Raw genomic sequence first — 24,503 nt, 5'->3', positions numbered from 1 at the left:
CCGTTGCCAGACAGGATGAAGGAAACACGCCCTCCTCTGAACCGCTTGCGCCGTTCTGACAGGCCTCTCGCATTAAGCTAACGGAGACGCCACGGGACATGTCAAATAAAACACCGGGCTTTGCGGCCCGGCGTTGTCGCGGTGTTTAGGGGCAAGTCATGGAATTGTCAACATAGGGCATGCGTTGAGGTGACCGATGTTGTCAGGTATAAAGACCTCTCGGATGTGGAGAACGTCATGCCGCGGACTGCAAGGATCGATGAAGACCTCGTTGACGCCGTCGAAGGAATGGCCGCACGCGAGAAGAAAACGTTCGACGAGATTGTTTCCGACCTCGTGCGCGGCTCCCTTGAACGATCGCCGACGGGAGTGGAGAGAAACGGATTTCCGATTCTCCCTTATACCCCGGGCACCCCGGTCACAACTCTGGAGATGGTCAACGCGCTTCGAGACGAAGAGGTATGATCTATCTTCTCGATGTGAATGTCCTGATCGCGCTGCTGGACGCCGGCAGTCCGTTTCATAGCGCCGCACACGAATGGATACGTGATCTCGGCGAGGATGGCTGGGCCACATGCCCGATCACGGAGAACGGCGTCATTCGGATACTGAGCAACCGAACCTATGTCCGTTACCCAGGCTCAGCCGTCGTCGTCTCCGGAATGATCGATATGATAGCAAAACGTGCCAGACGGCATTCTTGGGAGGATGACGTCAGCCTCGCAAACGCCTCTCTCTTTTCCCTCGAGAGAATCACCCACCACAATCAAATCACCGATACCTATCTCCTCGGCCTTGCCGCGTCGAAGGGTGGCAGGCTTGCGACCTTCGACCGTCATATCGATGTGACAACCGTCATCTGCGGCGCAGACGCTCTTCACCTCATCCCGACCTGACCTATTCCGCAGCACTCCGCTCGTCCATATCGAGCGCAGCATTTGGATCGCCCGGCGCCGTCTCTGTATTCAGATCGGGAAACGCAACGATCCGTCGGCCGGCCGCATTGCCGTGCACGACGATCAGCCCCTGCTCCTCGAAATAGCCAAGCAGACGGCGGGCGCGGCGTGAGGAATGGGTGCCGTAGGCGCGCGCGATCATCAGGTCGGAGGGGCATGGCAGCCCCCGCAAGGCAGCCTGCGCAACGTTGAGAAACACGCCCTGCAGATCCTCCGTCACCTGCCGCGACAGATCGAGCGCCGTCTTCCAGGCGTCGCTCGCAGCCGTATCGGCATCGACGCCGGAGCGGCTGATCGCCATCTTGCGGCGGAAGGCTGACAGGGAAAGCGCTGCACCCGGCACGCGGCGGATACGGCAGCGCACGAGAAAGTCCTGAAACAGCTCCGCGTCGGCGCGGAAGGCCGCACCGGGATGATCGAGGATTTCGGCGAGGATCTGGTCGAGCAGCGCCTCCCGGTCGGCCGGCGGCATGTCCGGCTGCTGCGGACGCGCCTCCATGGGTGCCACGGGTTCCGGGCGAGGACGCGAGAGTTCGGCCAGAATATCCGTCGCCGGCCGGGGCGCCGGCGCCGTGCGGCGCGTCAGCGGCCGCGTGAGTTCGTCCGGGTCGGGCGTGAAGATCAGGTCTTCCACATCCGCCATCGCCTCCGGCAGCGGCGTCAGCATCGGGCTCGTCGAGCGTGCCGAGGTCTCCACCGTCCCGATCGTTACCGGCAAGGGCCGACGCGACAATGCGGGCCCGAGCGCGACGAAAGAGCCCCGCTTCAGATCGCGAAACATTTCGGCCGTCCGCCGATCCATGCCGAGCAGGTCGGCAGCGCGCGCCATGTCGATATCGAGAAAGGTGCGTCCCATCAGGAAGTTGGAGGCTTCCGCTGCCACGTTTTTGGCAAGCTTCGCCAACCGCTGGGTCGCGATCACGCCGGCGAGACCGCGCTTGCGGCCGCGGCACATCAGATTGGTCATCGCGCCGAGCGAGAGCTTGCGCACCTCTTCGGTCACGTCGCCGCCGACCGAGGGCGCAAACAACTGCGCCTCGTCCACGACCACGAGGATCGGATACCAGAACTCCCGGTCCGCATCGAACAGCGCATTGAGGAAAAGGCCGGCGGTGCGCATCTGCTGCTCGATATCGAGCCCTTCGAGCGAGAGAACGCAGGAGACGCGGTGCTGACGGATGCGCGAGGCGATGCCCACAAGCTCCGCCTCCGTCCGCTCGCCTTCGACAACGACATGGCCGAACTTGTCGGCCAGCGTCACGAAGTCGCCTTCCGGGTCAATGATGCACTGCTGCACCCAGGGCGCGGATTGCTCGAGAAGACGGCGGAGCAGATGCGATTTTCCGGAACCGGAATTGCCCTGCACCAGAAGGCGCGTCGCCAGCAATTCTTCGATATCGAGCGGTACGGACGCGCCGTCCATCGCCGTCCCCATGTCGATGCCGACCTTCATGAAACCCTCGTTCTCGTCTGGAATGCCGCGCCGCCACGCCGGCAGTCTTAATGACTATCAGAATTTGCGCCGTCTCGCGCCCGTCATTGGGCGCAACCCACAGCTAAAGCACGTCGCGCAAAAGTGTGCAGCGATTTTGCGAGAACGACATGCGGCAAAACAAGGACTTAAAGCGGCGGCTACACCGTCAGCCCGAACCCTTGCAGCAGCCGCCGCGTGGAGAAGTCAGGCGCTGCCGAGGTGAAGATCGCGGGATCGATGCCCGTCAGCGGCACGTAGCTCTCAGACGCGGGCACCAGCCGGCGGGCCTGCCGGGCGATGGCCTCGGCCGGATCGAGCCAGTCCACCGGCCAGGGCGCAAGCTTGCGGAACAGGTTCGCCATGAAGGGGTAATGCGTGCAGGCGAGCACGACGATGTCGGTGCGGCGCTCGTCAATCTCCCGAAAACACGGCGCGATCTCCGCCAGCACGGCGGCATCCTCCACCGTCTCTCCGCGAATATAGGCCTCCGCCATCGCCGCCAGATGCTGCGAGCCGACAAGCTGCACGTCGCACTGCGCGGCGAAGGACTGGATGAGATCGCGGGTATAGGCACGCTTGACCGTGCCGGGGGTGGCGAGCACCGAGACCATGCCGGAGCGCGTCCGCTCCGCCGCCGGCTTGATCGCGGGAACCGTGCCGACGAAGCGCATCTGCGGAAAAGCTGCGCGAAGGTCAGCCCCCACCAGCGTAAACGCCGTATTGCAGGCGACGATGCATATCTCGGGATCGTGCCGCGCGAGAAGGTCTGCGAAAAGGCCGATGATCCGCGCCTTGAGCGCCGCCTCGTCGGTCCAGCCGCCATAGGGAAAGCCCGCATCGTCAGCGACATAGATGAAATGCCGCTCCGGCATCAGCACCCGCGCCTCGCGCAGCACCGTCAGTCCGCCGATACCGCTGTCGAAGACGAGAACCGGCTTCATGTCAGCCCTCGCTCTCGTCCGGCGTTATCGTGTCCGGCGACGCGACAGGACGACCGGCCCCGCTCCGTCCATCGGCGGGCGCGCCCGCGCCGCGCGGCGTTTCCCGAGAGAAGCGGTCGAGCGAGGAGATGACGCCGCGGATGACGCGGATTTCGGTGGCGCTGAAGGCCGGTCGCGTCAGAACCGCCCGCAAATTGTCGACCAGCTTCGGGCGCTTGGCGAGCGGCCGGAAATAGCCCCGCGAATCGAGCGCTTCTTCCACATGATCGAATAGCCCCTGCAGATCGGTCTTGGTCGCCGGCTGCTGTGGCAGCGCCTGGAAGGATGTCTGGTCCTCCGAGACCATGGACGTCTTCATCCACTCGTACGACATCAGCAACACGGCCTGCGCCAAATTGAGCGAGGCGAAGGCCGGATTGACCGGAAACGTCACGATCTCGTCGGCAAGCGCGATCTCTTCATTGGTGAGGCCCGTGCGCTCACGACCGAAGAGAATGCCGGTCTTCTCGCCCTTGGCGAAACGGCCGCGCAGCGTTTCCGCCGCCACGCCCGGCGCCCGCACCGGCTTGTAGCCGTATCGGTCGCGCGCCGTCGTCGCATAGACGAAATTGAGGTCGGCAACGGCTTCTTCCGTGGTCTCGTACAGCTTGGCCGCGTTGATGACGTGGTCGGCCCGGCTGGCGGCGGCCTGCGCCTTTTCGCTCGGCCAGCCATCGCGCGGGTTGACGAGACGCAGTTCGGCCAGCCCGAAATTCGCCATCGCCCGGGCAACCATGCCGATGTTCTCGCCGAGCTGCGGATGAACCAGAATGATCGCCGGTCCCTCCGCCAGAAGCGGGCGCTCGCTGTTCGTGCCTGCCATATCGTCCCCATTCCAAGCGGTGCCGCATCCGAAACGGCACCCGTCACATATCGCCGCTTCGTCGCACAGATCGACCGGTTTTGAAAGACGGGGGCCTACTGCGCGCCCTGCGCGGCGATGGCGGCCAGTTCGCCCTTCAGCGAGCCCTGCTCGCCGCCGCGCAGAATATCGTCGATGACCGGATGCCCGTTCTCCTCGACCACGATGAAATGCAGCTCGGCGGGCTTCCGGTCGCCCGGATCTTCGAGGCAGGATATATTGTCGAAGGTAACAGCCACATCGGCGCGCCCGGTCACGGGTGCTGCGGGCACGATCTTCACGTCCTTCAGCGAGCAACTGTCCTGCCCGCTGACGATCGGGTCGTAATCGAGCGGCGAATCGCCATCCTCGAATGCGGGAAAACGGGTCGCATCCTTATAGACCCGCACGAAATCCTGGCTGTAGATCCGCTTCAGGCGCTCGTCATCGAAATAGTCGCGAGGTTCCCCGACCGGATTTTCCGACCAGCCGTTCTGCGCTTCCGCCATGATTTCCTTGACCGGCGCCGCGACATCGGCGGCATGTGCCGCCGTGCCGGCGAGGGCAAAAAGGGTAAAGAGAAGGGTTCGTTTCACGCGCGGCTCTCCTGATGCGGCCCCGGCTTGGTCGGCGGGGATGTCTGTGGCGCGTCCCCCGCCTGCAGCTCCGGCTCCAGCCGCGACAGCGTCAGCGCGATCATCTCCAGACCGACGAGGGACGATTGCCGCGATAGGCGGAAATGACGGCGCTTGCGCGGCAGCGCCATTCGCTTTGTCAAAAATAACGCGCCACCCTTCGCCTCGATCCGGTCGACGGCGGCCAGCGCCTCCGCCACCAGCGGCACCATCTGCGCAGACGGGAGGCCGCCTTCGTCTGCTTCCCCTGCGCCGACGACGTGGAAGTCCAGCCCGTTGCGGGACGGATCGGCCGCGAGCCCGCCGGCAAAGGTCCGCGCCCAGTAGGTCGCCGTCATCAAAGTCATCAGCGTTTGCCGCACGACGCCCGGCCGCGTCACCAGTTGCCAAGAGGATCCGAGCGGCCGGACGACCGAGGAAAGTTCGGCATAGGCCCGCTCCAGCACCTGCGACCGGTGGATCAGATCGAAGCCGCTGCGCCCTTCCGCCGCATCCGTCAACAGGCGCCGCAGCGCTGTGCACCAGCGGTGAAGCGCCTCGCCCGCCAGCGTTTCCGTCCGTGCAGGAAAGACCAGAAAGGCCACCGCCAACCCCGCGAGCGAGCCGATGACCGTCTCTTCGAGCCGTAGGATCAGCACCTCCGGCGTCAGGCTGCCGATCAGGCTGTAGACCAGCGCCAGCACGATCGACACAAAGAAGGTCATGGCGGCATAGGAGATGGCCAGGAGGTAGAACGCGAGGAACACGCAGACGGCGGCGAGAACGAGAATCACCGGCGTCATCGTCTGCAGCAGGCTCGCTGCCACGAGACCGACGGAGATGCCGAACAGCGTCCCGATGGACCGCTGGACGGCCCGCATCGCCGTATCCCCGCGGGATCGCGTATTGGTAAAGACGAGGAAGGCCGACAGCACCGCCCAGAACCATCGCTCCCGCGACAGCATCAGCCCGAAAACCATGGCAAGGGCGGAGGCGAGCGTGATCTGGATGGCCGTGCGCACCGCCGGGTCGGAGAGGGTGAAGCCTGCCAGCTTGAGCCCGACCGCTCCAGCATTGTCCGGCGCCTCCATCCCTCGCGAAACATCCGGCGCCGCCACGAACCGCTGCACCGCAACGGCAAGCCGCCGCCGCACAGCATCGAGCGACAGGCAGGCATCGATCGTTTCCTGCAAATAGATGTCGTCCGGTGCCGATCGCGCGGCATTGCGGGCCAGCCGTTCCACCCGCTCCCGCGTTCCGGCGCGCAGGGCGGCAACCAGCCGCGCTGGCGGAAAGGCCTGCCGCGAGAGAACGACCAGGCTCTCGGCGGCGACATGCAGTTCGAAAAGGCAGATCGTCACCGCGACCCGGCGTGGATCGTCCCGTTCCGCATCGTGTCGCCCCTCCGTCTCGGGCCGCGTCGGCACAAAACTTTCCGCCATCAGCACGGCATCCTTCAGCCGCTCCACCTGCCGATCCATCTGCCGCCGGTCACGCTCGTCGATCCCGCCGGTCCTCGCGGAAATCCGGGCGAGGATGCGATCGACGCGCGTTTCCACGGCCGCCACCGCCCGACCGAGATCGACCCGCCAGTCGTCGGCCAGAACGAAGCGGCGGACGCCCTGCCCCACCAGAAGCGCCGTCAGCGGCCCCAGCGCCGTGGCCGGCAGGTCGCCGAGGTCGGGCCGGAGATAGGCGCCGATGAAGTAGGACATGAAGGCGAACATGCCGAGCGCAAAGCCGCGCGGCCCAAAGGTCCTGGCGTAAGTGGCGAGGAAGATCAGCACGAGGAAGGCGAGATCGGAGGCGACCCGGTTCTCTTCCAGAAGAGCGACGAGCCCAACGACGCCGATGCAGACGCCGCAGCCCATAAGCCGCGTCACGAACTGCTCGCGCATCGAGGCGTCCTTCACCGACAGGCCACTCTGGATCGACAGCGTGATGGCCAGCGCATAGGCGGATTTCGGCAAGGGCAAGATGAAGCTATGCAACGCCGCGAGAAGACCGACGGACAGGCAGACGCTCAGCGTCACCCGCAGCCCGGTGCGCAGCCGCGAAAAGGCGGGATCGTTGGCGAGCAGCCAGTCACGCAGGGAAAAGACATCCATGGCCATGTCGTATCGACGCTCGATCCGCTGTTTTCAAACGATAAGATCGCGAAAGTCGCATAAGTTTTAACGCCCGCCGCTTTGCCTCGGGCCTTGCCAATGCTATAGCGCCACCTATCGTCCGTTCCGCAAACGGGGCATCCGTTATTTCCAGCCCCACTCCAAGCTACGAGGCACGTTTTCATGAGCAAGATCAAGGTCGCCAATCCCGTCGTCGAACTCGACGGCGACGAGATGACCCGCATCATCTGGCAGTTCATCAAGGAAAAACTGATCCACCCCTACCTGGACATCGACCTTGAATACTACGATCTCGGCATGGAAAACCGCGACGCCACCGACGACAAGGTGACCATCGACGCGGCCAACGCCATCAAGAAGCACGGCGTCGGCGTCAAGTGCGCGACGATCACCCCGGACGAGCAGCGCGTCGAGGAATTCGGCCTGAAGAAGATGTGGAAGTCGCCGAACGGCACCATCCGCAACATTCTCGGCGGCGTCATCTTCCGCGAGCCGATCATCTGCAAGAACGTGCCGCGCCTCGTTCCCGGCTGGACCAAGCCGATCATCGTCGGCCGCCACGCCTTCGGCGACCAGTACCGTGCGACCGATTTCAAGTTCCCCGGCAAGGGCAAGCTGACGATGAAGTTCGTCGGCGACGACGGCACGGAAATCGAACACGAAGTCTACGACGCACCGGCCGCCGGCGTTGCCATGGGCATGTACAACCTCGACGAATCGATCACCGATTTCGCCCGCGCATCGCTGAACTACGGCCTGCAGCGCGGCGTTCCGGTCTACCTGTCGACCAAGAACACCATCCTCAAGGTCTATGACGGCCGCTTCAAGGACATCTTCCAGGAGGTCTTCGAGAAGGAATTCGCGGACAAGTTCAAGGAAGCAAAGATCTGGTACGAACATCGCCTGATCGACGACATGGTCGCCTCCGCGCTGAAGTGGTCCGGCGGCTACGTCTGGGCCTGCAAGAACTATGACGGCGACGTCCAGTCCGACATCGTGGCCCAGGGCTTCGGCTCGCTCGGCCTGATGACCTCGGTTCTGATGACCCCGGATGGCCAGACGGTCGAAGCCGAAGCCGCGCACGGCACGGTCACGCGCCACTACCGCCAGCACCAGAAGGGCGAGGAAACCTCGACCAACTCGATCGCCTCGATCTTCGCCTGGACGCGTGGCCTCGCCCACCGCGCCAAGCTCGACGGCAATGCCGAGTTGACAAAGTTCGCCGACACGCTGGAGCGCGTCTGCATCGAGACCGTCGAGGATGGCTACATGACCAAGGACCTCGCACTCCTCATCGGTCCCGACCAGCCCTGGCTCTCCACCACCGGTTTCCTCGACAAGATCGACGAAAACCTGGGCAAGGCTATGGCCGCCTGATCCGGCACAAAACCCGACGGCATGCATCGAACCCGGCTTTACAGCCGGGTTCTTTCGTTTCATCACTTGGTCATACTACCCGCAGCGCTCTTACCCGGCGCAAGACATCCTCCCGCGAGATACCGATGACCACAAGCCCCACCCAGCAGACGATCCGCCCCCTCGAACCGCAGGATCGTACGCAGTGGGAACCGATGTGGCGCGCCTACCTTGCCTTTTACGAGACGACGCTCCCGGAGGCCCAATACGATCTCACCTGGCAGCGGCTGCTGGACGCCTCCGAGCCCATGCATGCGCTCGGCGCTTTCGATGCGAACGACCGCCTCGCCGGCATCGCCCACATCATCTTTCACCGTTCCTGCTGGCTTCCGGAATCGACCTGCTATCTCCAGGACCTCTTCGTCGATCCGACAAGCCGCGGCGCAGGCACCGGCGCCGCCCTCATCGAAGCCACCGCCGACCTGGCCCGCCAAAAACAGGCCGGCCGCCTCTACTGGCTGACCCAAGACCACAACACCACCGCCCGCCGCCTCTACGACCGCGTCGCGGCGGCCTCGGGGTTTGTTCAGTATCGCAAGCCGCTTTAGCCACCGGAGCGAGGCGGCGCTGTCAAGGCTTTGAACATGGGCGGTTGCAAGCGGCTCCGATACGTGGTCCGCTTGATCGGCTGCCAAACTGGGCAACAGGCGGAGCAAATTTCTGGCGAGACGGCAGGCACGCTGCCGACAAAAACTCTGCCTCTATCTTCACCGATGCGGTTTCAGAAGCGACGCCTGTCAGGTCAAAAGACAGGTCTCAGCCCGAGGACTTGGGCTGGCTAGAGTCCGGGTCAAGCCCAGAATGACGGAGAGGTGGATGGACCGCCCGTTATCATCGGGCCCTTACAGAAGAAGCTTTTGCGGTTTTCGCTTTTTCTCATCGGAAACGATGAGCCAGAAACCGTCTGAAAGCTCCCTGCGGCTGAACAGCTTGTATGACCAAAGCGCCCCAGGGCGATCATCACGTACACTCAAGAAAATGCGAGCGCGCTGTCGTCAGCGCGCCCTCAAACAAGCTCGATCAAGCAGCAGCCGCAATATCCGCGATCGCCTGCGCGACCGCTTCGATGGCGTCGGCGGCGAGGGTGCCGTCGGGGCCGCCGGCCTGGGCCATGTCGGGACGGCCGCCGCCGCCTTTGCCGCCGAGGGCGACGGACGCGATGCGGACGAGATCGACGGCGCTGTGCGCCTTGACGAGGTCTTCGGTCACGCCAACGACCGCGCTGGCCTTGCCGTCATCGGCCACGCCGATAAAGGCGACGATGCCGGAGCCGAGGCTCTTCTTGCCATCGTCGGCAAGGCCCTTGAGGTCTTTTGGATCGACGCCGGTGACGACCTTGCCGAGGAACTTGATGCCGCCGATCTCGCGCGCCGCATCCGTGGAGCCGGCAGCACCGCCGCCCCCGAGCGCCAGCTTGCGCCGCGCATCCGTCAGTTCGCGCTCGAGCTTGCGCCGCTCGTCCATCAGGCTCTCGACGCGGCCGATGACGTCGCCGGGCTGGACCTTCAGCGTGGAGGCCAGCGTCTTCACGCGCTCATCCTGTTCCGAGAGATAGCCGAGCGCCGAGACGCCGGTCAGTGCCTCGATGCGGCGTACGCCGGAACCGACGGCGCTTTCGCCAAGGATTCGCACGAGCCCGATCTCGCCCGTCGCACCGACATGCGTGCCGCCGCAGAGCTCGACCGAATAGGGACGGCCGGCCTTCGTGCCGCGCACGCCCTGCCCCATCGACACCACGCGCACCTCGTCGCCATATTTTTCGCCGAACAGCGCCATAGCGCCCTCGGCAATGGCGTCGTCGACGCTCATCAGGCGTGTCGTCACAGCCGTATTCTGGACGATAATCTCATTGGCCATGTCCTCGACGATCTTCAGCTCTTCGGCCGTCATCGGCTTGGGGTGCGAGACGTCGAAGCGCAGGCGCTCGGGCGCGACCAGCGACCCCTTCTGCGCGACATGGGTGCCCAGAACCTCGCGCAGCGCCTCATGCAGCAGGTGTGTCGCCGAATGATTGGCGCGGAGCCGGCCGCGGCGGGCGTGATCGACGGTCAGCGCCACGGCGTCGCCAGCCTTGATCGTGCCCTCATCGACCGTCGCGATGTGGACGAACACGCCCTCGCCGCGCTTCTGCGTGTCGGTCACGCTCAGGCGTGCGCCGTCGGAGGTAATGATGCCGGTATCGCCCATCTGGCCACCGGATTCGCCGTAGAACGGCGTCTGGCTGACCACGATCTGGACGGTTTCGCCGGCCGATGCCGACTCGATCAGCACCCCGCCGCGCACCAGCGCCTGCACGACGCCTTCGGCGGTTTCCGTGTCGTATCCGAGGAACTCGGTCGCGCCGAAGCGATCCTTCAGCTCGTACCAGATGGTCTCCGTCGCGGTATCACCGGAGCCGGACCAGCTGGCGCGCGCCTCGGCCTTCTGCCGCTGCATCGCATCGTTAAAGCTTGTGAGATCGACGCCGATGCCGCGGCCGCGCAGCGCGTCCTGCGTCAGGTCGAGCGGGAAGCCGTAGGTGTCGTAGAGCTTGAACGCCGTCTCGCCATCGAGCGTATCGCCCTTGTCGAGCGTCGCCGTCGCGTCGGCGAGCAGGCCGAGGCCGCGATCGAGCGTCTTGCGGAAGCGGGTTTCCTCGAGCTTCAGCGTCTCCGAAATCAGCGACTCCGCGCGCACCAGTTCCGGATAGGCGCGGCCCATTTCGCCGACCAGCGCCGGCAGCAGCTTCCACATCAGCGGTTCACGGGCGCCGAGCAACTCGGCATGGCGCATCGCACGGCGCATGATGCGGCGGAGCACATAGCCGCGGCCTTCGTTCGACGGCAGCACGCCATCGGCAATCAGGAAGGCGGAGGAGCGCAGGTGGTCGGCGATGACCCGGTGGCTTGCACGCCGGTCGCCCTCGGCCTTGACGCCGGTCGCTTCCTCGGAGGCCGAAATCAGGGCGCGGAAAAGGTCGATATCGTAATTATCGTGCTTGCCCTGCAGCAGCGCCGCGACGCGCTCCAGGCCCATGCCGGTGTCGATCGACGGGCGCGGCAGGTCGAGGCGCTCTTCCTTCGTCACCTGCTCATACTGCATGAAGACGAGGTTCCAGATCTCGATGAACCGGTCGCCATCTTCGTCCGGCGAGCCCGGAGGTCCACCCCAGATATGATCGCCATGGTCGTAGAAGATTTCCGAGCACGGACCGCAGGGGCCGGTATCGCCCATGGCCCAGAAATTGTCGCTGGTCGGGATGCGGATGATGCGGTCGTCGGAGAGACCGGCGATCTTCTTCCAGAGGCCGAACGCCTCGTCGTCGGTGTGGTAGACCGTCACCAGCAGGCGCTTGGCATCGATGCCGAATTCTTTCGTGATCAGGTTCCAGGCAAGCTCGATGGCGCGTTCCTTGAAATAATCGCCGAACGAGAAATTGCCGAGCATTTCGAAGAAGGTGTGGTGGCGCGCGGTATAACCGACATTGTCGAGGTCGTTGTGCTTGCCGCCCGCTCGCACGCACTTCTGCGCGGTGGTGGCGGTGGAAAAGGGGCGCTGCTCCAGACCGGTAAAGACGTTCTTGAACTGGACCATGCCCGCATTGGTGAACATCAGCGTCGGATCGTTGCGCGGCACGAGCGGGCTCGACGGCACGACCGTGTGGCCGTTCGTCTTGAAATAGTCGAGGAATGTCGACCGGATCTCGTTTACGCCGCTCATGTCTGGTCCTTCGTCCCTGCGCCACCCTGGCTGCTGCTGACGAGCGGCTCCGGGCGGTATCGATTGTTCACGTCCACGCGCAAGCCGGTTCCGTCATCGGAGCAGCAGGCTTGCGCGAACCCGAGGCTTTTATCGTTCGCAGAAATGCCTGTCCAGCAGCATGTCCCGCAACAGGCTCAACCACGTGCAATCCTTCGCGCCCGCACGGATCGCCCATCACGGTCTGCACCGATCACACAGCAAAACGGCCGCCCCGGAAGGGAGCAGCCGCTCGACACAGGCATGGCCTGACATCAGAACCTGTCGAGCCTGCCTGAAGAGGCGCGCATGACGACGACGTCACGCACACCGAGGCTCTCTTCGCACGTCCTAACCCAGAGCGGCTTCGTCACCATCGCTGTCCGGCTCGGGGCCGCCGTCTTCCAGGAACTTCTCGGCGATCAGGCCGGCGTTCTGGCGAAGCGACTGCTCGATCTCGCGCGCCGTCTCCGGATTGTCGCGCAGATAGGCCTTGGCGTTTTCACGACCCTGCCCCAGACGCTGGCTGTTGTAGGAGAACCAGGCGCCGGACTTCTCGACGATGCCGGCCTTGACGCCAAGATCGACCAGCTCGCCGGTCTTGGACACGCCCTCGCCATACATAATGTCGAATTCGACCTGCTTGAAGGGCGGTGCCATCTTGTTCTTGACGACCTTGACCTTGGTCTGGTTGCCGATGATCTCGTCACGCTCCTTGACCGCGCCGATACGGCGGATGTCGAGGCGAACCGAGGCATAGAACTTCAGTGCGTTGCCGCCCGTCGTCGTTTCCGGCGAACCGAACATGACACCGATCTTCATGCGGATCTGGTTGATGAATATGACCATGCACTTCGACTTCGAGATCGAGGCCGTCAGCTTGCGCAGAGCTTGGCTCATCAGGCGGGCCTGCAGGCCGGGAAGGCTGTCGCCCATTTCACCTTCGATTTCCGCCCGCGGCGTCAGGGCCGCAACCGAGTCGATGACGAGAACGTCGATCGCGCCGGAGCGGACCAGCGTATCGGTGATCTCAAGCGCCTGCTCGCCGGTATCCGGCTGCGAAATCAGGAGATTTTCAAGGTCGACGCCGAGCTTGCGGGCATAGACCGGATCGAGCGCGTGCTCGGCATCCACGAAGGCGCAGATGCCGCCGGTCTTCTGCGCCTCGGCAATGGTCTGCAGCGCCATCGTCGTCTTGCCGGAGCTTTCCGGACCGTAGATTTCGACAATGCGTCCCTTGGGAAGGCCGCCGATGCCCAGCGCGATATCCAGGCCGAGAGATCCCGTCGAAACGGTCTCGATCTCGACAATACTGTCTTTTCCACCGAGCTTCATGATCGATCCCTTGCCGAACGACCGTTCGATCTGGGAGAGTGCTGCTTCCAGCGCCTTGCTTTTATCCACCGATTTGTCCTCTACGAGCCGCAAAGAGTTCTGAGCCATTTCATCCACCTTTAGGTTATCGGGTCAATCGAGGCAATGAACCCGCCGCTGATCTGTATGTACTCTTTTTGTTCTCATCCTGCAAGAGGCCTTCAACGCATTGACTCATCATTCGAATTCGAGCTGTGTTCCGTTCATGTTCTCCCCTGTGCATGTCATTGAAGTACAACCGTTCTCCCCTCCGTCCGGTCGAGCGAATCGGTTCGTAGGGGTTCTCGCACCAGGAGACATCGCATGAAGAACGTGGTCGTCTTCGGCGGCGCGCATATTGATCGGCGCGGTCGCATCGCCAGCGCTACGACGCTCGGCGCCAGCAATCCGGGCCGCTGGTTCGAGGAGGCCGGCGGCGGCGGTTTCAACGCAGCGCGCGGCATGGCGCGGCTGGGCTTGTCGGTCAGCATGGTCGCGCCGCGCGGTGGCGATGCGGAGGGGGAAACGGTGGCGCGTGCGGCGGAAGCTGCCGGCATCATCGACCGATCGTTCACCTTCCTCGACAGGCGGACGCCGAGCTACACCGCCATTCTGGAGGCAGACGGCAACCTCGTCGTCGCGCTCGCCGACATGGATCTCTACACGATGTTTTCGCCCCGCAGGCTCCGCCAGCGCGCGCTACGCGATCTCGTTGCCGAGGCACATCTCGTGCTGGTGGATGCGAACCTGCCCGCCGAAACGCTGTCCGCCGCCCTCCGGATGGCGAAGGAAGCAGGTGCGCGGACGGCGGCGATTGCCATCTCTCCGGCCAAGGTCGAAAGGCTGAGGCCGGCCTTTCCCCATCTCGACCTCCTTTTTCTCAACGAGGCCGAGGCCGCCGCGATCGGCGGCGAAAAGAGTACGACGGCGGAAGGCTGGCCGGCGATCCTGCAAGGCGCGGGCATTGCCGGCGGGGTGGTCACGCGTGGCGGCCGCGCGGCCGTTGCCTTCAATGGCGACGCGGTCGCAACCGTGCGCCCCCCTGTCATCGAAGCCTTGGGCGACGTGACCGGCGCCGGAGATGCGCTGGCGGCCGGCTTCCTCGACGCCCTGATGCGGGGCGCGGCTCTCGGCGAATGCCTGCGCGCGGGTGTGGGGGCCGCCGCCGTGACCGTCCGCTCGCCGCTGGCGGTGGCAGACGATCTTTCTCCGGAACGGCTGGCGCAGGAATTGGACCTTGTGTCGCCTGCCGAAATCCTGTTTTCACAGCCTCATCACCGCATTGCCGAAAAGGATGCCCCATGACACGCCCCATCTCGCACGATCTGCCGATCGCCTATTCCTCCGAAGTCGCCGCCGCCAAGGCACGCGGCTCGGCCATCGTCGCGCTGGAATCGACCATCATCACCCACGGCATGCCCTACCCCGGCAATCTCGACATGGCCCGCAGCGTCGAGGCGATCATCCGTGACCAGGGCGCCGTTCCCGCCACCATCGCCGTCATCGACGGCACGCTGCACATCGGTCTCGATGCCGAACTGCTGGAAGCGCTGGCCCAGACCCGCGGCGCCATGAAGGTCTCGCGCGCCGACCTCGCCTTTGCCATCGCCGAACGCCGCACGGGCGCGACCACCGTCGCCGCCACCATGATCGCCGCCGCCCGCGCCGGCATCCGCGTCTTCGCCACAGGCGGCATCGGCGGGGTGCACCGCAAGGCCGAGGAGACCTTCGACATCTCGGCCGACCTCGAAGAGCTCGCCCGCACCGGCGTTATCGTGGTCTGCGCCGGCGCAAAGGCCATCCTCGATATTCCAAAAACCCTCGAAGTGCTGGAAACCCGCGGCGTGCCGGTCGTCACCTATGACAGCGACATCTTCCCTGCCTTCTGGTCGCGCGATTCGGGGCTGAAGAGCCCGCTGATGCTGAACAGCCCCGCCGCCATCGCCAACTTTCAGCGGATGCGCGACCGCCTCGGCATCGACGGCGGCATGCTGATCGCCAACCCGGTACCGGAGACAAGCGAAATTCCGCGCGACGAAATGGAGATCTACATCGCCCGCGCGCTCGACAACGCCGACCACGACAAGATCGTCGGCAAGGCGGTCACCCCCTATCTGCTGCAGAGCATCTTCGAACTGACCGATGGCCGCAGCCTCGAAACCAACATCGCGCTGGTCGAGAACAATGCGCGCCTCGCCGCCGAAATCGCCGTCGCGATGATGTGACACCCGGGGAACGAGGCGGCGCCATCATCGCGCCGCCTCATCCCGAAGTCGAACGCCCTACCGGCTGGCGTCGTCGAACAGGCCGGACAGGCTCCACGGAATATCGCCCTGCTGGTTGGCGATATCGTCCACCTTCCAGCCGCCATGCTCCCGCACCAGCGTGTAGTAGAGCGTCACCGGCCCGCCATTCTCGAAGCTCACCTCCAGCTCGGCCCTGTCGTCGATGATGATCGGCGGGCTGGTCGTCACCTTGCGCGCGCGTCCGTCATTGCCGGAGATCACCGGGTCGAAGTCGATCGCACCCACTTCGCCCTCCGGCGTGCTGTCGCGGTCGGCCTGGAAGCGCGCATTGAGCGCGTCCGAGAAGAAGGGCGTATAGGGCGACGGCGCCTCGGCGTCCGTTTCGTCGGGGTCATAGCGGTAGAGCGCCTTGATCAGCGCCTCGGGCGTCCGGTAGGTTGCCGCAAAGGTGGGCGCTGCGGCGAAAAGCATCAGAAGCGTGCTGAGCAGAAGCAGGGGAAGGCGCATGGACAAATCCCGTTCATTGCCGGCCGCGATTGGCCGAAGTCACGTCATTGGCGACGCTACCAGATAGCCGCTCGGCAGCCACCTGATCCGAGCCGCATTCCGGCAGAGACCAGCGCAGGCCGAAGACGGATCAGCTATCCAGCATCTCGCGCACGGCCACCGCCAGCTGCTTCAGCGAGAACGGCTTTGGCAAGAATCCGAATTTCGCATCCGCGGGCAGGTTCCGCGCAAAGGCATCCTCGGCATAACCGGACACGAAAATGAACTTGAGGTCGGGATAGGTCTTGCGCAGCTCGCGCAGCAGCGTCGGACCGTCCATTTCGGGCATGACGACATCGGAGACGACGATGTCCACCATGCCGTTCAGCTCTTCCATCACCTCCAGCGCCTCGACGCCGGAGCCCGCCTCATAGACCTTGTAGCCGCGCGTCTCCAGCATGCGCTTGCCACCGCGGCGCACGGCCTCTTCATCCTCGACGAGGAGAACGATGGCGCTGTCGCCGGTCAAGTCCGTCGGCTCCTCGGCCTTCGGGGGGATCGAGGTGGCGAGCGTCAGCGGCTGGTCGAGCGCGCCCGGCTCGCCGGACGCCGGCATCGTCTCCTCGATGAAGCGCGGCAGCAGGATGCGGAAGGTGGTGCCCTTGCCAACTTCGGATTCCGGATAGATGAAGCCGCCGGATTGCTTGACGATGCCGTAGACCATGGAGAGGCCGAGGCCCGTGCCCTTGCCGACTTCCTTGGTGGTGAAGAACGGCTCGAAGATCTTGTCGACGATCTCGGGCGCGATGCCCGTCCCCTCGTCGCTGACCTCCACGACGACGAAATCCTCCGCCGGAAGCTCGCGTCGGTTGAGCGCCGCCGCTTCTTCGGCAGGCATATTGCGGGTGCGGATCGTGATCGTGCCGCCGCTTGGCATGGCGTCGCGGGCGTTGACCGCAAGGTTGATCAGCACCTGCTCGAACTGCCCGAGATCGGTGCGTACCGGCCAGAGGTCGCGGCCATATTCCACTTCCAGCTTCACATGCGTGCCCGTCATGCGGTCCACCAGCATGCGCAGGTCGCCGATGACGTCGGTCATGTTGAGCACGGTCGGGCGCATGGTCTGCTTGCGCGAAAAGGCGAGCAGCTGGCGCACCAGCACGGCGGCGCGGTTGGCGTTCCGCTTGATCTCCATCAGGTCGGCAAAGCTCGCGTCGGAGGGACGCGCCGAGAGCAGAAGATGATCGGAGGAGAGCAGGATGGCGGTCAACACGTTGTTGAAGTCGTGTGCGATGCCGCCGGCGAGCGTTCCCACCGCATTCATCTTCTGGGTTTGCGCCATCTGGGTTTCCAGCGCCTTCTGCTCGGTAATCTCCACGGCGTAGACGATGGCGGCCTCTTCGGGCGCCGGTTCGCTCTGGTTCGCGACGCTCTGGTCGATCACGGCATTGACGTAGAAACGGAAGAAGCGGTTCTCGTCGGTCGGGTGCGGCAGGTCGAGCGGCGCGATATCGCTCTGCCGGTCCTTGGCCGCCGCCAGCGCCTCCTGCAGGCGACCGCGTTCCGATACGCGCGCGACGCTCTCCAGCAGCGCCCCACGCTCCATGTCGTCCTGCGACACGACGCCCGAAAACAGCTTCAGGAACGGCGCATTGGTCCGCAGGATACGGCCGTTGCCGTCCACGGAGGCGATCGCCATCGGCGTGTTGTTGAAGAAGCGCGTGAAGCGGATGGCCGCAAGCGAGGCCGAGGGATCGGCTTCCTCGTCCACCGTGCGCGCCAGCACGATGGTCCGGCTTTCACCCGGTGCACCATCGCGGGCCGAGGAGACCCGGTGAACCATGCGCACGGCAAAGCTCTGCCCGTTCGATCGGCGGAGATCGAGGTCGAGCGTCTTCGTCTTGCGCAGGCCGGGATCCGCCTGCACCGACTGCACCAGCGCCAGCCCCTCGCCGGCCACCAGATCGGCGATCGTCATCGAGCCCGGCTGGAACTTGGTGAGATCGAGTCCGAGCCAGTCGGCCAGCGTCGCGTTGATGTAGAAGATCTCGCCCTTCTTGCCGGCGGAGAAGAAGCCGGCCGGCGCGTGGTCGAGATAGTCGATCGCGTTCTGCAGTTCCTTGAAGAAACGCTCCTGATCGTCGCGATCGGCGGTAATGTCGGAGATCTGCCAGATATAGAGCGGATTGCGGTCGGCATCCTCAAGCGGCAGCACGCGGGCCTTCAGGCGAAACCAGTGCGCACCGGAGCCCGCCGATCCGCCAGCGGCACGCAACGGCTTCATCAGGCGGAATTCCTCGTGTCCGGCCTTGCCCTCGCGCAGGCCGTTCGTCAGGCGGTAGATCGCCTCCGTCGCCTCGCGGTCACGCGAGAGGATGGTCTCCAGCGACTGCACGTCGTTCGCCTTGTCGGCACCCGTCAGCGCGCCATAGGCCGCATTGGCATAGACGATCCGGCCCTTGCGGTCGGTGATCAAGGTGCCTTCGGGATGCCCGTCGAGAAAGGCGCGTGCGAGCTCGTCGGGGCGCGACTGCGGCATGACTTCGATAAAGCCGATGACGGCAGAGACCAAAAAGAAGATGCCGACCATCGCGAGGATGCCGAGAATGCCGAGCACCACCTCGTTGCCGAGCTGGTTCTTGAAGATCACGAAAGCCGCAGCCGAGGCGATCAGCACGATCGCCAGAAGCACGATGCGCAGCACGGTTCCCGGACGCGTTCCCCGATCGACGATCGGCATGCGATACTCGTCTGCCTGTCGCAGTTTCGTCATCAGGGTCCTCATTGCCCCGCCGCTTGAAATGGCCCGGCCCATGGAAGGTCCGCGCACGCGACGTCATTGGTCGATTCTCTTTATCAGCCGACGCCAGTCTGACAAAGCGTTCTCAAGGCGTCAGTGGGGCGAATTCACGCCGAATTCACAAGGAATCTCGGTATCGTAGCGTCTTGCCCGTCATTCGGCAGGCAAGGCTCGTTCCCCTTCCCGCCCTCGCGCCGTCGACAGACCGACAGGACGAAGACGCCCATATGTCAGCAGGCGTTTCCGACATTCCGTAGATCGGCCCGGATTTCCGCACGGCCATCTCTGGACGCAACAGGCGACCGCTCCATTTACCGGGACAACGCGTTCTCACGGCTTGTTTCCACCGGCAAAAAGACGTCAATTCCCAATTCCGCAGCGTCGCTTATGCGCTGCACCTAAAAGACGAGGAGAGCGAAGATGTTTGAAGATGTCGTCGGCAATAACGGCGGTCGGTTCATCATCGCGGCCGTGGCCGTCGCCGCGGGTCTGCTGGCTCTGGTGGCCGTCCTCTGGTTCATGCGCAATCGCGCATCCTCCCCCTTCATCCGCGGCGGCAAGAATCGCCAGCCGCGGCTTGCGGTCCTCGACGCCGCGGCTGTGGACACGCGCCGCCGGCTCGTGCTCGTGCGCCGGGATGATGTCGAGCACCTGATCATGATCGGCGGTCCGACCGATATCGTCATCGAAAGCCGGATCGTCGGCGCCAAGCCGCGACTGGACACGTCAGAAGCTGGACAGACGGCCATCGCCGCGCCGCCCGCCACACAGCAGATCGCCGGCCAGCCCTCTGCCGCAAACCTTGCAGCACCTGCCCGCCCGGATGCCCTGCCCGCACCTGCCGCCCGCATCGCGCAGGAGCGTCGCCCGGAAGTCCGAACAGAACCAAGGCCCGAGCAGCGCGCTCAGTCGATGCCGGACCCTCGCCCGGCAGCACGCCCGACACAGCCGCCAGTCTCCAATATGGGGCAGGCGCTCTATGGCGACGACGCCATCGCGCCCCGACAGCCGCCGGCAACCCGCACCGCCGCACCGGCCCAGACAGCACCGCCGCAATCGCTCGCGGGTGCCGCCGCTCCGTCCGGGCGGAAGGCCCCCGAGGACATCCTCGAAGCCGCCCGCGCGCGTGTTCTCCCCCAGATCCCCGCGCCGGCTGCAGCCGCCTCTCCCGCCCAGCCGGCAGCCGCTGCTGCAAGACCCAAGCCGCCCGGCACCGAGATCGGCAACCGTGACGAAGGCCGGGATTTCGAGCGCCTGCTCGACGCCCAGATCTCCGGCGACCTCGGCCGTCTGGCACCCGACCCCGCGCCCCGCGCGCCCTCCATCGAAGCACCCCGCCCGGCCCCGCGCAACGAGCCGACGCTGGAGGAGGAGATGAACCGGATGCTGAGCGAGATGGGGAACGAGCGCAAGCCGTGATGGATTGCGCCGCGTAACAGGACTCCTTCCCACTTGGACTGGTCCCCTGACGCAAAAATGGCCGCCAAAGGCGACCATTCAGACGATGTTCAGAATGCACGGCGTCCGAAAAAGGACGCTCACTCGTCGCGATAAACCTTCTCGCGGCGCTCGTGGCGTTCCTGTGCTTCGATCGACAGGGTCGCGATCGGGCGGGCGTCGAGACGGCGCAGGCCGATGGGTTCGCCGGTTTCCTCGCAATAGCCGTAGGTTCCTTCGTCGATCCGCTGCAGGGCGGCATCGATCTTGGAGATCAGCTTGCGCTGACGGTCGCGTGCCCGAAGCTCGATGGCGCGGTCGGTTTCCGATGAGGCGCGGTCGGCGAGATCGGGGTGATTGGCGCTCTCTTCGGCAAGGTGGCCGAGCGTCTCGCGCGCTTCCCGGAGGATATCGTTCTTCCAGGCATTCAACTTGGCTCTAAAGTAAGCCCGTTGCTGGGAGTTCATGAATTCATCGTCTTCGGAAAGAACGAAGGTACCAAGATCGATCTTCTCACTCAACGCGTTTCTCCTGAAGAACATCTCATGCGGCGGGTCTATAGACCTATGAAGACTGTGTTTCAAGTCTCTGCGAACGGCGCACGCATATTTCAAATTGCTCGAAAACGAAGCTAATGGCCTCATATTTCACCAGAATTACAAGAACATGACAGGAAAGCGGCTGTCCGATACCGGATGGCCGCTGCACGACCGGAGGTTCGGACGTCCGCACAATGCAATCCGGCCGAAAAAAGAGGCAGTCTTTTTCAGTTAGCCATCTCTATCGTAGTGTCGGATGCCCGGCCCGCGCTTGATCTTTGCCGACGGCCGGGAGACAAGGTCTGATCTCAGTCGTCCGGTGGCTTCCTCCATGTCTTCCGCAATATCCCAGCCAGCCCTGTTCCTCGTCCGCCATGCCCGTGCGGGGGGCCCAAGGGCTGGAGAGCGGGATTTCGACCGGACGCTCGATGAGATGGGCCGGGCGGATGCAGCCCGCATGGCCGCGACGCTACAGAAGCGCGGCTGGACGCTAGGCGATATCGCCTGCTCGTCGGCACGCCGCTGCCGCCAGACCGCCGATATTCTGCTCGGCACGACGCCGTCCGCTTCGATCTCATTCGAGGAGCCGCTCTATGACGGCGCGCTCGATGCCTATCTCGCCGTCATCGGTGACATCAAAGCGAGAGCCGGCGCCGGCGCGCCGCTGACCATCATCGGGCACAATCCGGTTCTGGAGCATCTCGCCTGGGAGTGCCTCGGCTCGGCAACGGCCACACGCGCTTTGCCCGCCGGCTTTCTGCCCGGCATGGTCATCGCCATCGCGCGCAAGCCGGACACGGCCTCGGACGAACTTCCCGGACGGCTTGTCGAGGTCATGACCCCGTAAGACGAGGTCTGCGAGCGATCTTTCCACGACACGGTCGACGCGCCTGCCTTTCCCGCACGCGCGCGGCTCCCTATATCGCATGCGGGCCGTCCGGTCCGGATGTCGCCTGATCTCAACGAAGGGAAGCCAAGCCGCGTGTCTTTTCTCACCCGCATGTCCGACGATGCGAAAATCGCTCTGGATACCCTGACGGATCGCGCCGCCGGGCTCGTCAATCCCTCGGTCCGCCTCGGCGTTACCGGCCTGTCGCGCGCGGGCAAGACGGTCTTCATCTCCTCCCTCGTCCACAATCTCCTGAATGGCGGCCGCCTGCCGGTGTTCGAACCCGTTCGCTCCGGCCGCGTGTCGAAGATCCGGCTGGAGCCGCAACCCGACGACGCCGTGCCGCGCTTCCAGTACGAGGATCATATCACGGCGCTTGTGCGCGATCGCATCTGGCCCGATTCGACGCGCGCCATCTCGCAGCTCCGCATCACGCTCGACTATGAAAGCGCCAGCGGCTGGAACCGCATGTTTTCGCCGGGCCGTCTGTCGATCGACATCGTCGATTATCCCGGCGAATGGCTGCTCGACCTGCCACTCCTCTCGCAGGATTATCGCACCTTCAGCGCCGCGACCGTCGCACGTGCCCGCAGCGGCATTCGCCGCGAGCTCTCTGCCGAATGGCTGGCGCTCTGCGAAACCGCCCAGCCGCAGGCGGAAGCGGACGAGGGTCGCACCCGCGCGCTGGCCGAGGCCTTCACCCGTTATCTCCGGGCCTGCCGCACGGACGAGCGATCGCTCTCCACCCTGCCGCCCGGCCGTTTCCTGATGCCGGGCGACCTGGAGGGTTCGCCGGCGCTGACCTTCGCACCCCTGCCGGATCTGCCCGACGGTCGCCCCGCGTCCGGTTCGCTGCACGCGATGATGGAGCGCCGCTACGAGGCCTACAAGACGCATGTGGTAAAACCGTTCTTCCGCGAGCACTTCGCCCGCCTCGACCGCCAGATCGTGCTCGTGGACGCGCTGCAGGCGATCAATCGCGGCCCCGAAGCGCTGCTCGATCTCGAAAGCGCGCTGGCGGACGTCATGGGCTGCTTCCAGCCGGGAACGAACTCCTTCCTCTCCTCCTTCCTCACCCGCCGCATCGACAAGGTGCTGATCGCCGCCACCAAGGCCGATCACCTGCACCACGAGAGCCATGACCGGCTGGAGCGCATCACCGCGCGAATCGTCTCGCGCGCCATGGAGCGCATCGGCGGCAGTGGTGCCGGCGTCGAGGTCATGGCGCTCGCCTCCGTGCGCGCCACCCGCGAGGCGACCGTCAACCATGACGGCCACCCGCTGCCGGTCATCGTGGGAACGCCCATCGCCGGCGAGCGCATCAATGGCGAGCTGTTCGACGGCGAGCGCAAGACCGCGATCTTCCCCGGCGACCTGCCGCGCGATCCCGACAGCCTGTTCCGCCAGACGGATGAGGAGCCTGGGCAGCACGTGCCGGAGGTCAATTTCGTCCGCTTCCGCCCGCCGCATATCGAGGAGACGGGCGGCGGGCTAAAGCTGTCCGTTCCGCACATCCGGCTCGATCGGGCCATGCAGTTCCTGTTCGGAGACCGCCTCGCATGAGCGACCTTCCCCGCCGCCCCGCCGCCTTCACCGTCGAAGGAGAGCCGCAGCCGCAGCCGGAGACCCGCCGCGCGCCGGCAAGCTTCGGCGATCGCGTCGTCCTGACGCCGGATGCGGAAGACCCGTTCGCCGAGACGACGCTCGCCACGCCCGTCGTTTCCGCCCTGCAGGAGCGCCGCCCGCGGCGGCGGTTCTCGCTGGCGAAGCTCGCGCTCGGTGCGCTCGGCGTCCTCGTCTCGCTCGCCCTCGGCCTCTGGATCGACAGCCTCGTGCGCGACCTCTTCACGCGCAACGACGCTCTCGGCTATGTCGCCATCGCGGCGGCGGCCATCGTCGTCCTCGCCGTACTCGGCATCGTCGGTCGCGAGATCCTCGGCCTGATGCGGCTCAATGCCGTCCAGTCGCTGAAAGAGGAGGTGGCCGCCGCCTTCGCCGCACCCGGCAACACGGTCGCCCGCAAGACCATGAAGGATCTCGTCCAGCACCTCGCGACCCGCCCCGAGACGGCGAAAGGCCGCGAACGCCTGAAGGCGACCGAGGGCGAGATCATTGATGGTCCCCACCTGATCGACCTCACCGAGCGCGAACTGCTGACGCCGCTCGACCGGCAGGCCCGCACCCTTATCCTCAACGCGTCGAAACGCGTCTCCATCGTCACGGCGGTCAGCCCGCGGGCACTGGTCGATCTCGGCTATGTCGTGTTCGAATCGGCCCGCCTCATCCGCGCCATGGCCGATCTCTATGGCGGTCGCCCGGGAACGCTCGGTCTCTTCCGCCTCATCCGCGACGTGCTCGCCCATCTCGCCGTCACCGGCTCGATCGCGGTCGGCGACAGTCTCGTTCAGCAGGTGCTCGGCCACGGCATAGCGTCGAAGCTCTCGGCCCGCCTTGGCGAAGGCGTCGTCAACGGCCTCATGACCGCCCGCATCGGCATCGCCGCCATGGACCTCTGCCGCCCCATGCCCTTCCGCGCTTTGAAGCGCCCCGGCATCGGCGATTTCATCGGCGACATAGCCCCCGGCCAGAAACGATCGATGGTAGACGATGTCTAGCCGTCCTTCGA

At 64.9% G+C, this 24,503-nt stretch carries 20 protein-coding genes; 10 read left to right on the top strand and 10 right to left on the bottom strand.

Annotation, left to right across the window (positions count from 1 at the left end; genetic code table 11):
• Positions 1-189: 189 nt before the first annotated feature.
• Entirely contained in the window at positions 190-465 is a 276-nt protein-coding gene (locus C8J33_RS03735; RefSeq protein ID WP_132663181.1) for a CopG family transcriptional regulator, read from the top strand.
• Positions 462-896, top strand: coding sequence for a TA system VapC family ribonuclease toxin (locus tag C8J33_RS03730; RefSeq protein ID WP_132663180.1), 435 nt, complete (start codon positions 462-464; stop codon positions 894-896). Before C8J33_RS03735 ends, C8J33_RS03730 begins: the two co-directional genes overlap by 4 nt.
• A gap of 1 nt (position 897) precedes the next feature.
• On the opposite strand, the gene C8J33_RS03725 is transcribed toward C8J33_RS03730, so the two are convergent.
• The 5 genes from C8J33_RS03725 to C8J33_RS03705 all read right to left on the bottom strand — a co-directional run bounded on the left by C8J33_RS03725 (position 898) and on the right by C8J33_RS03705 (position 6,973).
• Positions 898-2,409 carry an ATP-binding protein gene (locus C8J33_RS03725; protein WP_132663179.1) on the bottom strand — a complete coding sequence of 504 codons (1,512 nt, stop codon included), beginning with the start codon at positions 2,407-2,409 and terminating at the stop codon, positions 898-900.
• Between the two features lie 179 nt (positions 2,410-2,588).
• Positions 2,589-3,371, bottom strand: a complete 783-nt coding sequence (gene murI / locus C8J33_RS03720; RefSeq protein WP_132663178.1) for a glutamate racemase — start codon at positions 3,369-3,371, stop codon at positions 2,589-2,591.
• A 1-nt stretch (position 3,372) separates the two neighbouring features.
• Positions 3,373-4,233, bottom strand: coding sequence for an RNA methyltransferase (locus C8J33_RS03715; RefSeq protein WP_132663177.1), 861 nt, complete (start codon positions 4,231-4,233; stop codon positions 3,373-3,375).
• A 95-nt stretch (positions 4,234-4,328) separates the two neighbouring features.
• Positions 4,329-4,847 carry a hypothetical protein gene (locus C8J33_RS03710; RefSeq protein ID WP_132663176.1) on the bottom strand — a complete coding sequence of 173 codons (519 nt, stop codon included), beginning with the start codon at positions 4,845-4,847 and terminating at the stop codon, positions 4,329-4,331.
• Positions 4,844-6,973, bottom strand: a complete 2,130-nt coding sequence (locus C8J33_RS03705) for an FUSC family protein (RefSeq protein WP_132663175.1) — start codon at positions 6,971-6,973, stop codon at positions 4,844-4,846. Before C8J33_RS03705 ends, C8J33_RS03710 begins: the two co-directional genes overlap by 4 nt.
• A 183-nt stretch (positions 6,974-7,156) precedes the next feature.
• Here C8J33_RS03705 and C8J33_RS03700 point away from each other — a divergent pair, with 183 nt between their 5' ends.
• Complete coding sequence (locus C8J33_RS03700; RefSeq protein WP_092933920.1) at positions 7,157-8,371, top strand: NADP-dependent isocitrate dehydrogenase; 1,215 nt, start codon at positions 7,157-7,159, stop codon at positions 8,369-8,371.
• A gap of 125 nt (positions 8,372-8,496) precedes the next feature.
• On the top strand, positions 8,497-8,958 hold the full coding sequence (locus C8J33_RS03695) for a GNAT family N-acetyltransferase (RefSeq protein ID WP_132663174.1): 462 nt from the start codon (positions 8,497-8,499) through the stop codon (positions 8,956-8,958).
• Positions 8,959-9,430: 472 nt separating this feature from the next.
• Here the strand turns inward: C8J33_RS03695 and alaS are convergent, their stop codons facing one another.
• Both alaS and recA read right to left on the bottom strand, forming a co-directional pair.
• Positions 9,431-12,109, bottom strand: coding sequence for an alanine--tRNA ligase (alaS, locus tag C8J33_RS03690; RefSeq protein ID WP_132663173.1), 2,679 nt, complete (start codon positions 12,107-12,109; stop codon positions 9,431-9,433).
• A gap of 369 nt (positions 12,110-12,478) precedes the next feature.
• Complete coding sequence (gene recA, locus C8J33_RS03685) at positions 12,479-13,570, bottom strand: recombinase RecA (RefSeq protein WP_110727950.1); 1,092 nt, start codon at positions 13,568-13,570, stop codon at positions 12,479-12,481.
• A 234-nt stretch (positions 13,571-13,804) separates the two neighbouring features.
• On the opposite strand from recA, the gene C8J33_RS03680 reads away from it, so the two are divergent.
• On the top strand, positions 13,805-14,785 hold the full coding sequence (locus C8J33_RS03680) for a carbohydrate kinase family protein (RefSeq protein WP_132663172.1): 981 nt from the start codon (positions 13,805-13,807) through the stop codon (positions 14,783-14,785).
• Positions 14,782-15,705, top strand: a complete 924-nt coding sequence (locus C8J33_RS03675; protein ID WP_110798983.1) for a pseudouridine-5'-phosphate glycosidase — start codon at positions 14,782-14,784, stop codon at positions 15,703-15,705. The genes C8J33_RS03680 and C8J33_RS03675 overlap by 4 nt, the downstream gene beginning before the upstream one ends.
• Before the next feature lie 57 nt (positions 15,706-15,762).
• Here C8J33_RS03675 and C8J33_RS03670 read toward each other — a convergent pair whose 3' ends face one another.
• Positions 15,763-16,233: a DUF3828 domain-containing protein gene (locus tag C8J33_RS03670; protein WP_132663171.1), complete on the bottom strand. Its 471-nt coding sequence runs from the start codon at positions 16,231-16,233 to the stop codon at positions 15,763-15,765.
• Between the two features lie 130 nt (positions 16,234-16,363).
• A complete protein-coding gene (gene cckA / locus C8J33_RS03665; protein ID WP_132663170.1) occupies positions 16,364-18,985 on the bottom strand; it encodes a cell cycle histidine kinase CckA in 2,622 nt (873 codons plus the stop codon).
• 447 nt (positions 18,986-19,432) lie between these two features.
• Here cckA and C8J33_RS03660 point away from each other — a divergent pair, with 447 nt between their 5' ends.
• Positions 19,433-20,431, top strand: a complete 999-nt coding sequence (locus C8J33_RS03660; protein ID WP_132447347.1) for a flagellar biosynthetic protein FliO — start codon at positions 19,433-19,435, stop codon at positions 20,429-20,431.
• Between the two features lie 119 nt (positions 20,432-20,550).
• On the opposite strand, the gene dksA is transcribed toward C8J33_RS03660, so the two are convergent.
• Positions 20,551-20,970 (bottom strand): RNA polymerase-binding protein DksA, encoded by a 420-nt coding sequence (gene dksA / locus C8J33_RS03655; RefSeq protein WP_110798987.1) that lies wholly within the window; start codon positions 20,968-20,970, stop codon positions 20,551-20,553.
• Between the two features lie 349 nt (positions 20,971-21,319).
• On the opposite strand from dksA, the gene C8J33_RS03650 reads away from it, so the two are divergent.
• The 3 genes from C8J33_RS03650 (at position 21,320) to C8J33_RS03640 (ending at position 24,492) form a co-directional block, all read left to right on the top strand.
• Positions 21,320-21,835, top strand: coding sequence for a SixA phosphatase family protein (locus C8J33_RS03650; RefSeq protein ID WP_165916915.1), 516 nt, complete (start codon positions 21,320-21,322; stop codon positions 21,833-21,835).
• A gap of 153 nt (positions 21,836-21,988) precedes the next feature.
• On the top strand, positions 21,989-23,440 hold the full coding sequence (locus C8J33_RS03645) for a YcjX family protein (protein ID WP_132664438.1): 1,452 nt from the start codon (positions 21,989-21,991) through the stop codon (positions 23,438-23,440).
• Positions 23,437-24,492: a YcjF family protein gene (locus C8J33_RS03640; protein WP_132663169.1), complete on the top strand. Its 1,056-nt coding sequence runs from the start codon at positions 23,437-23,439 to the stop codon at positions 24,490-24,492. Before C8J33_RS03645 ends, C8J33_RS03640 begins: the two co-directional genes overlap by 4 nt.
• Positions 24,493-24,503: the final 11 nt, after the last annotated feature.

Origin of the sequence: Rhizobium sp. PP-CC-3G-465, from assembly GCF_004343445.1 — a bacterium.
Lineage (GTDB): Bacteria > Pseudomonadota > Alphaproteobacteria > Rhizobiales > Rhizobiaceae > Ferranicluibacter > Ferranicluibacter rubi.
Note: the sequence above shows the minus strand (reverse complement) of the source record. Positions and strands in the feature narration are given on the sequence as shown.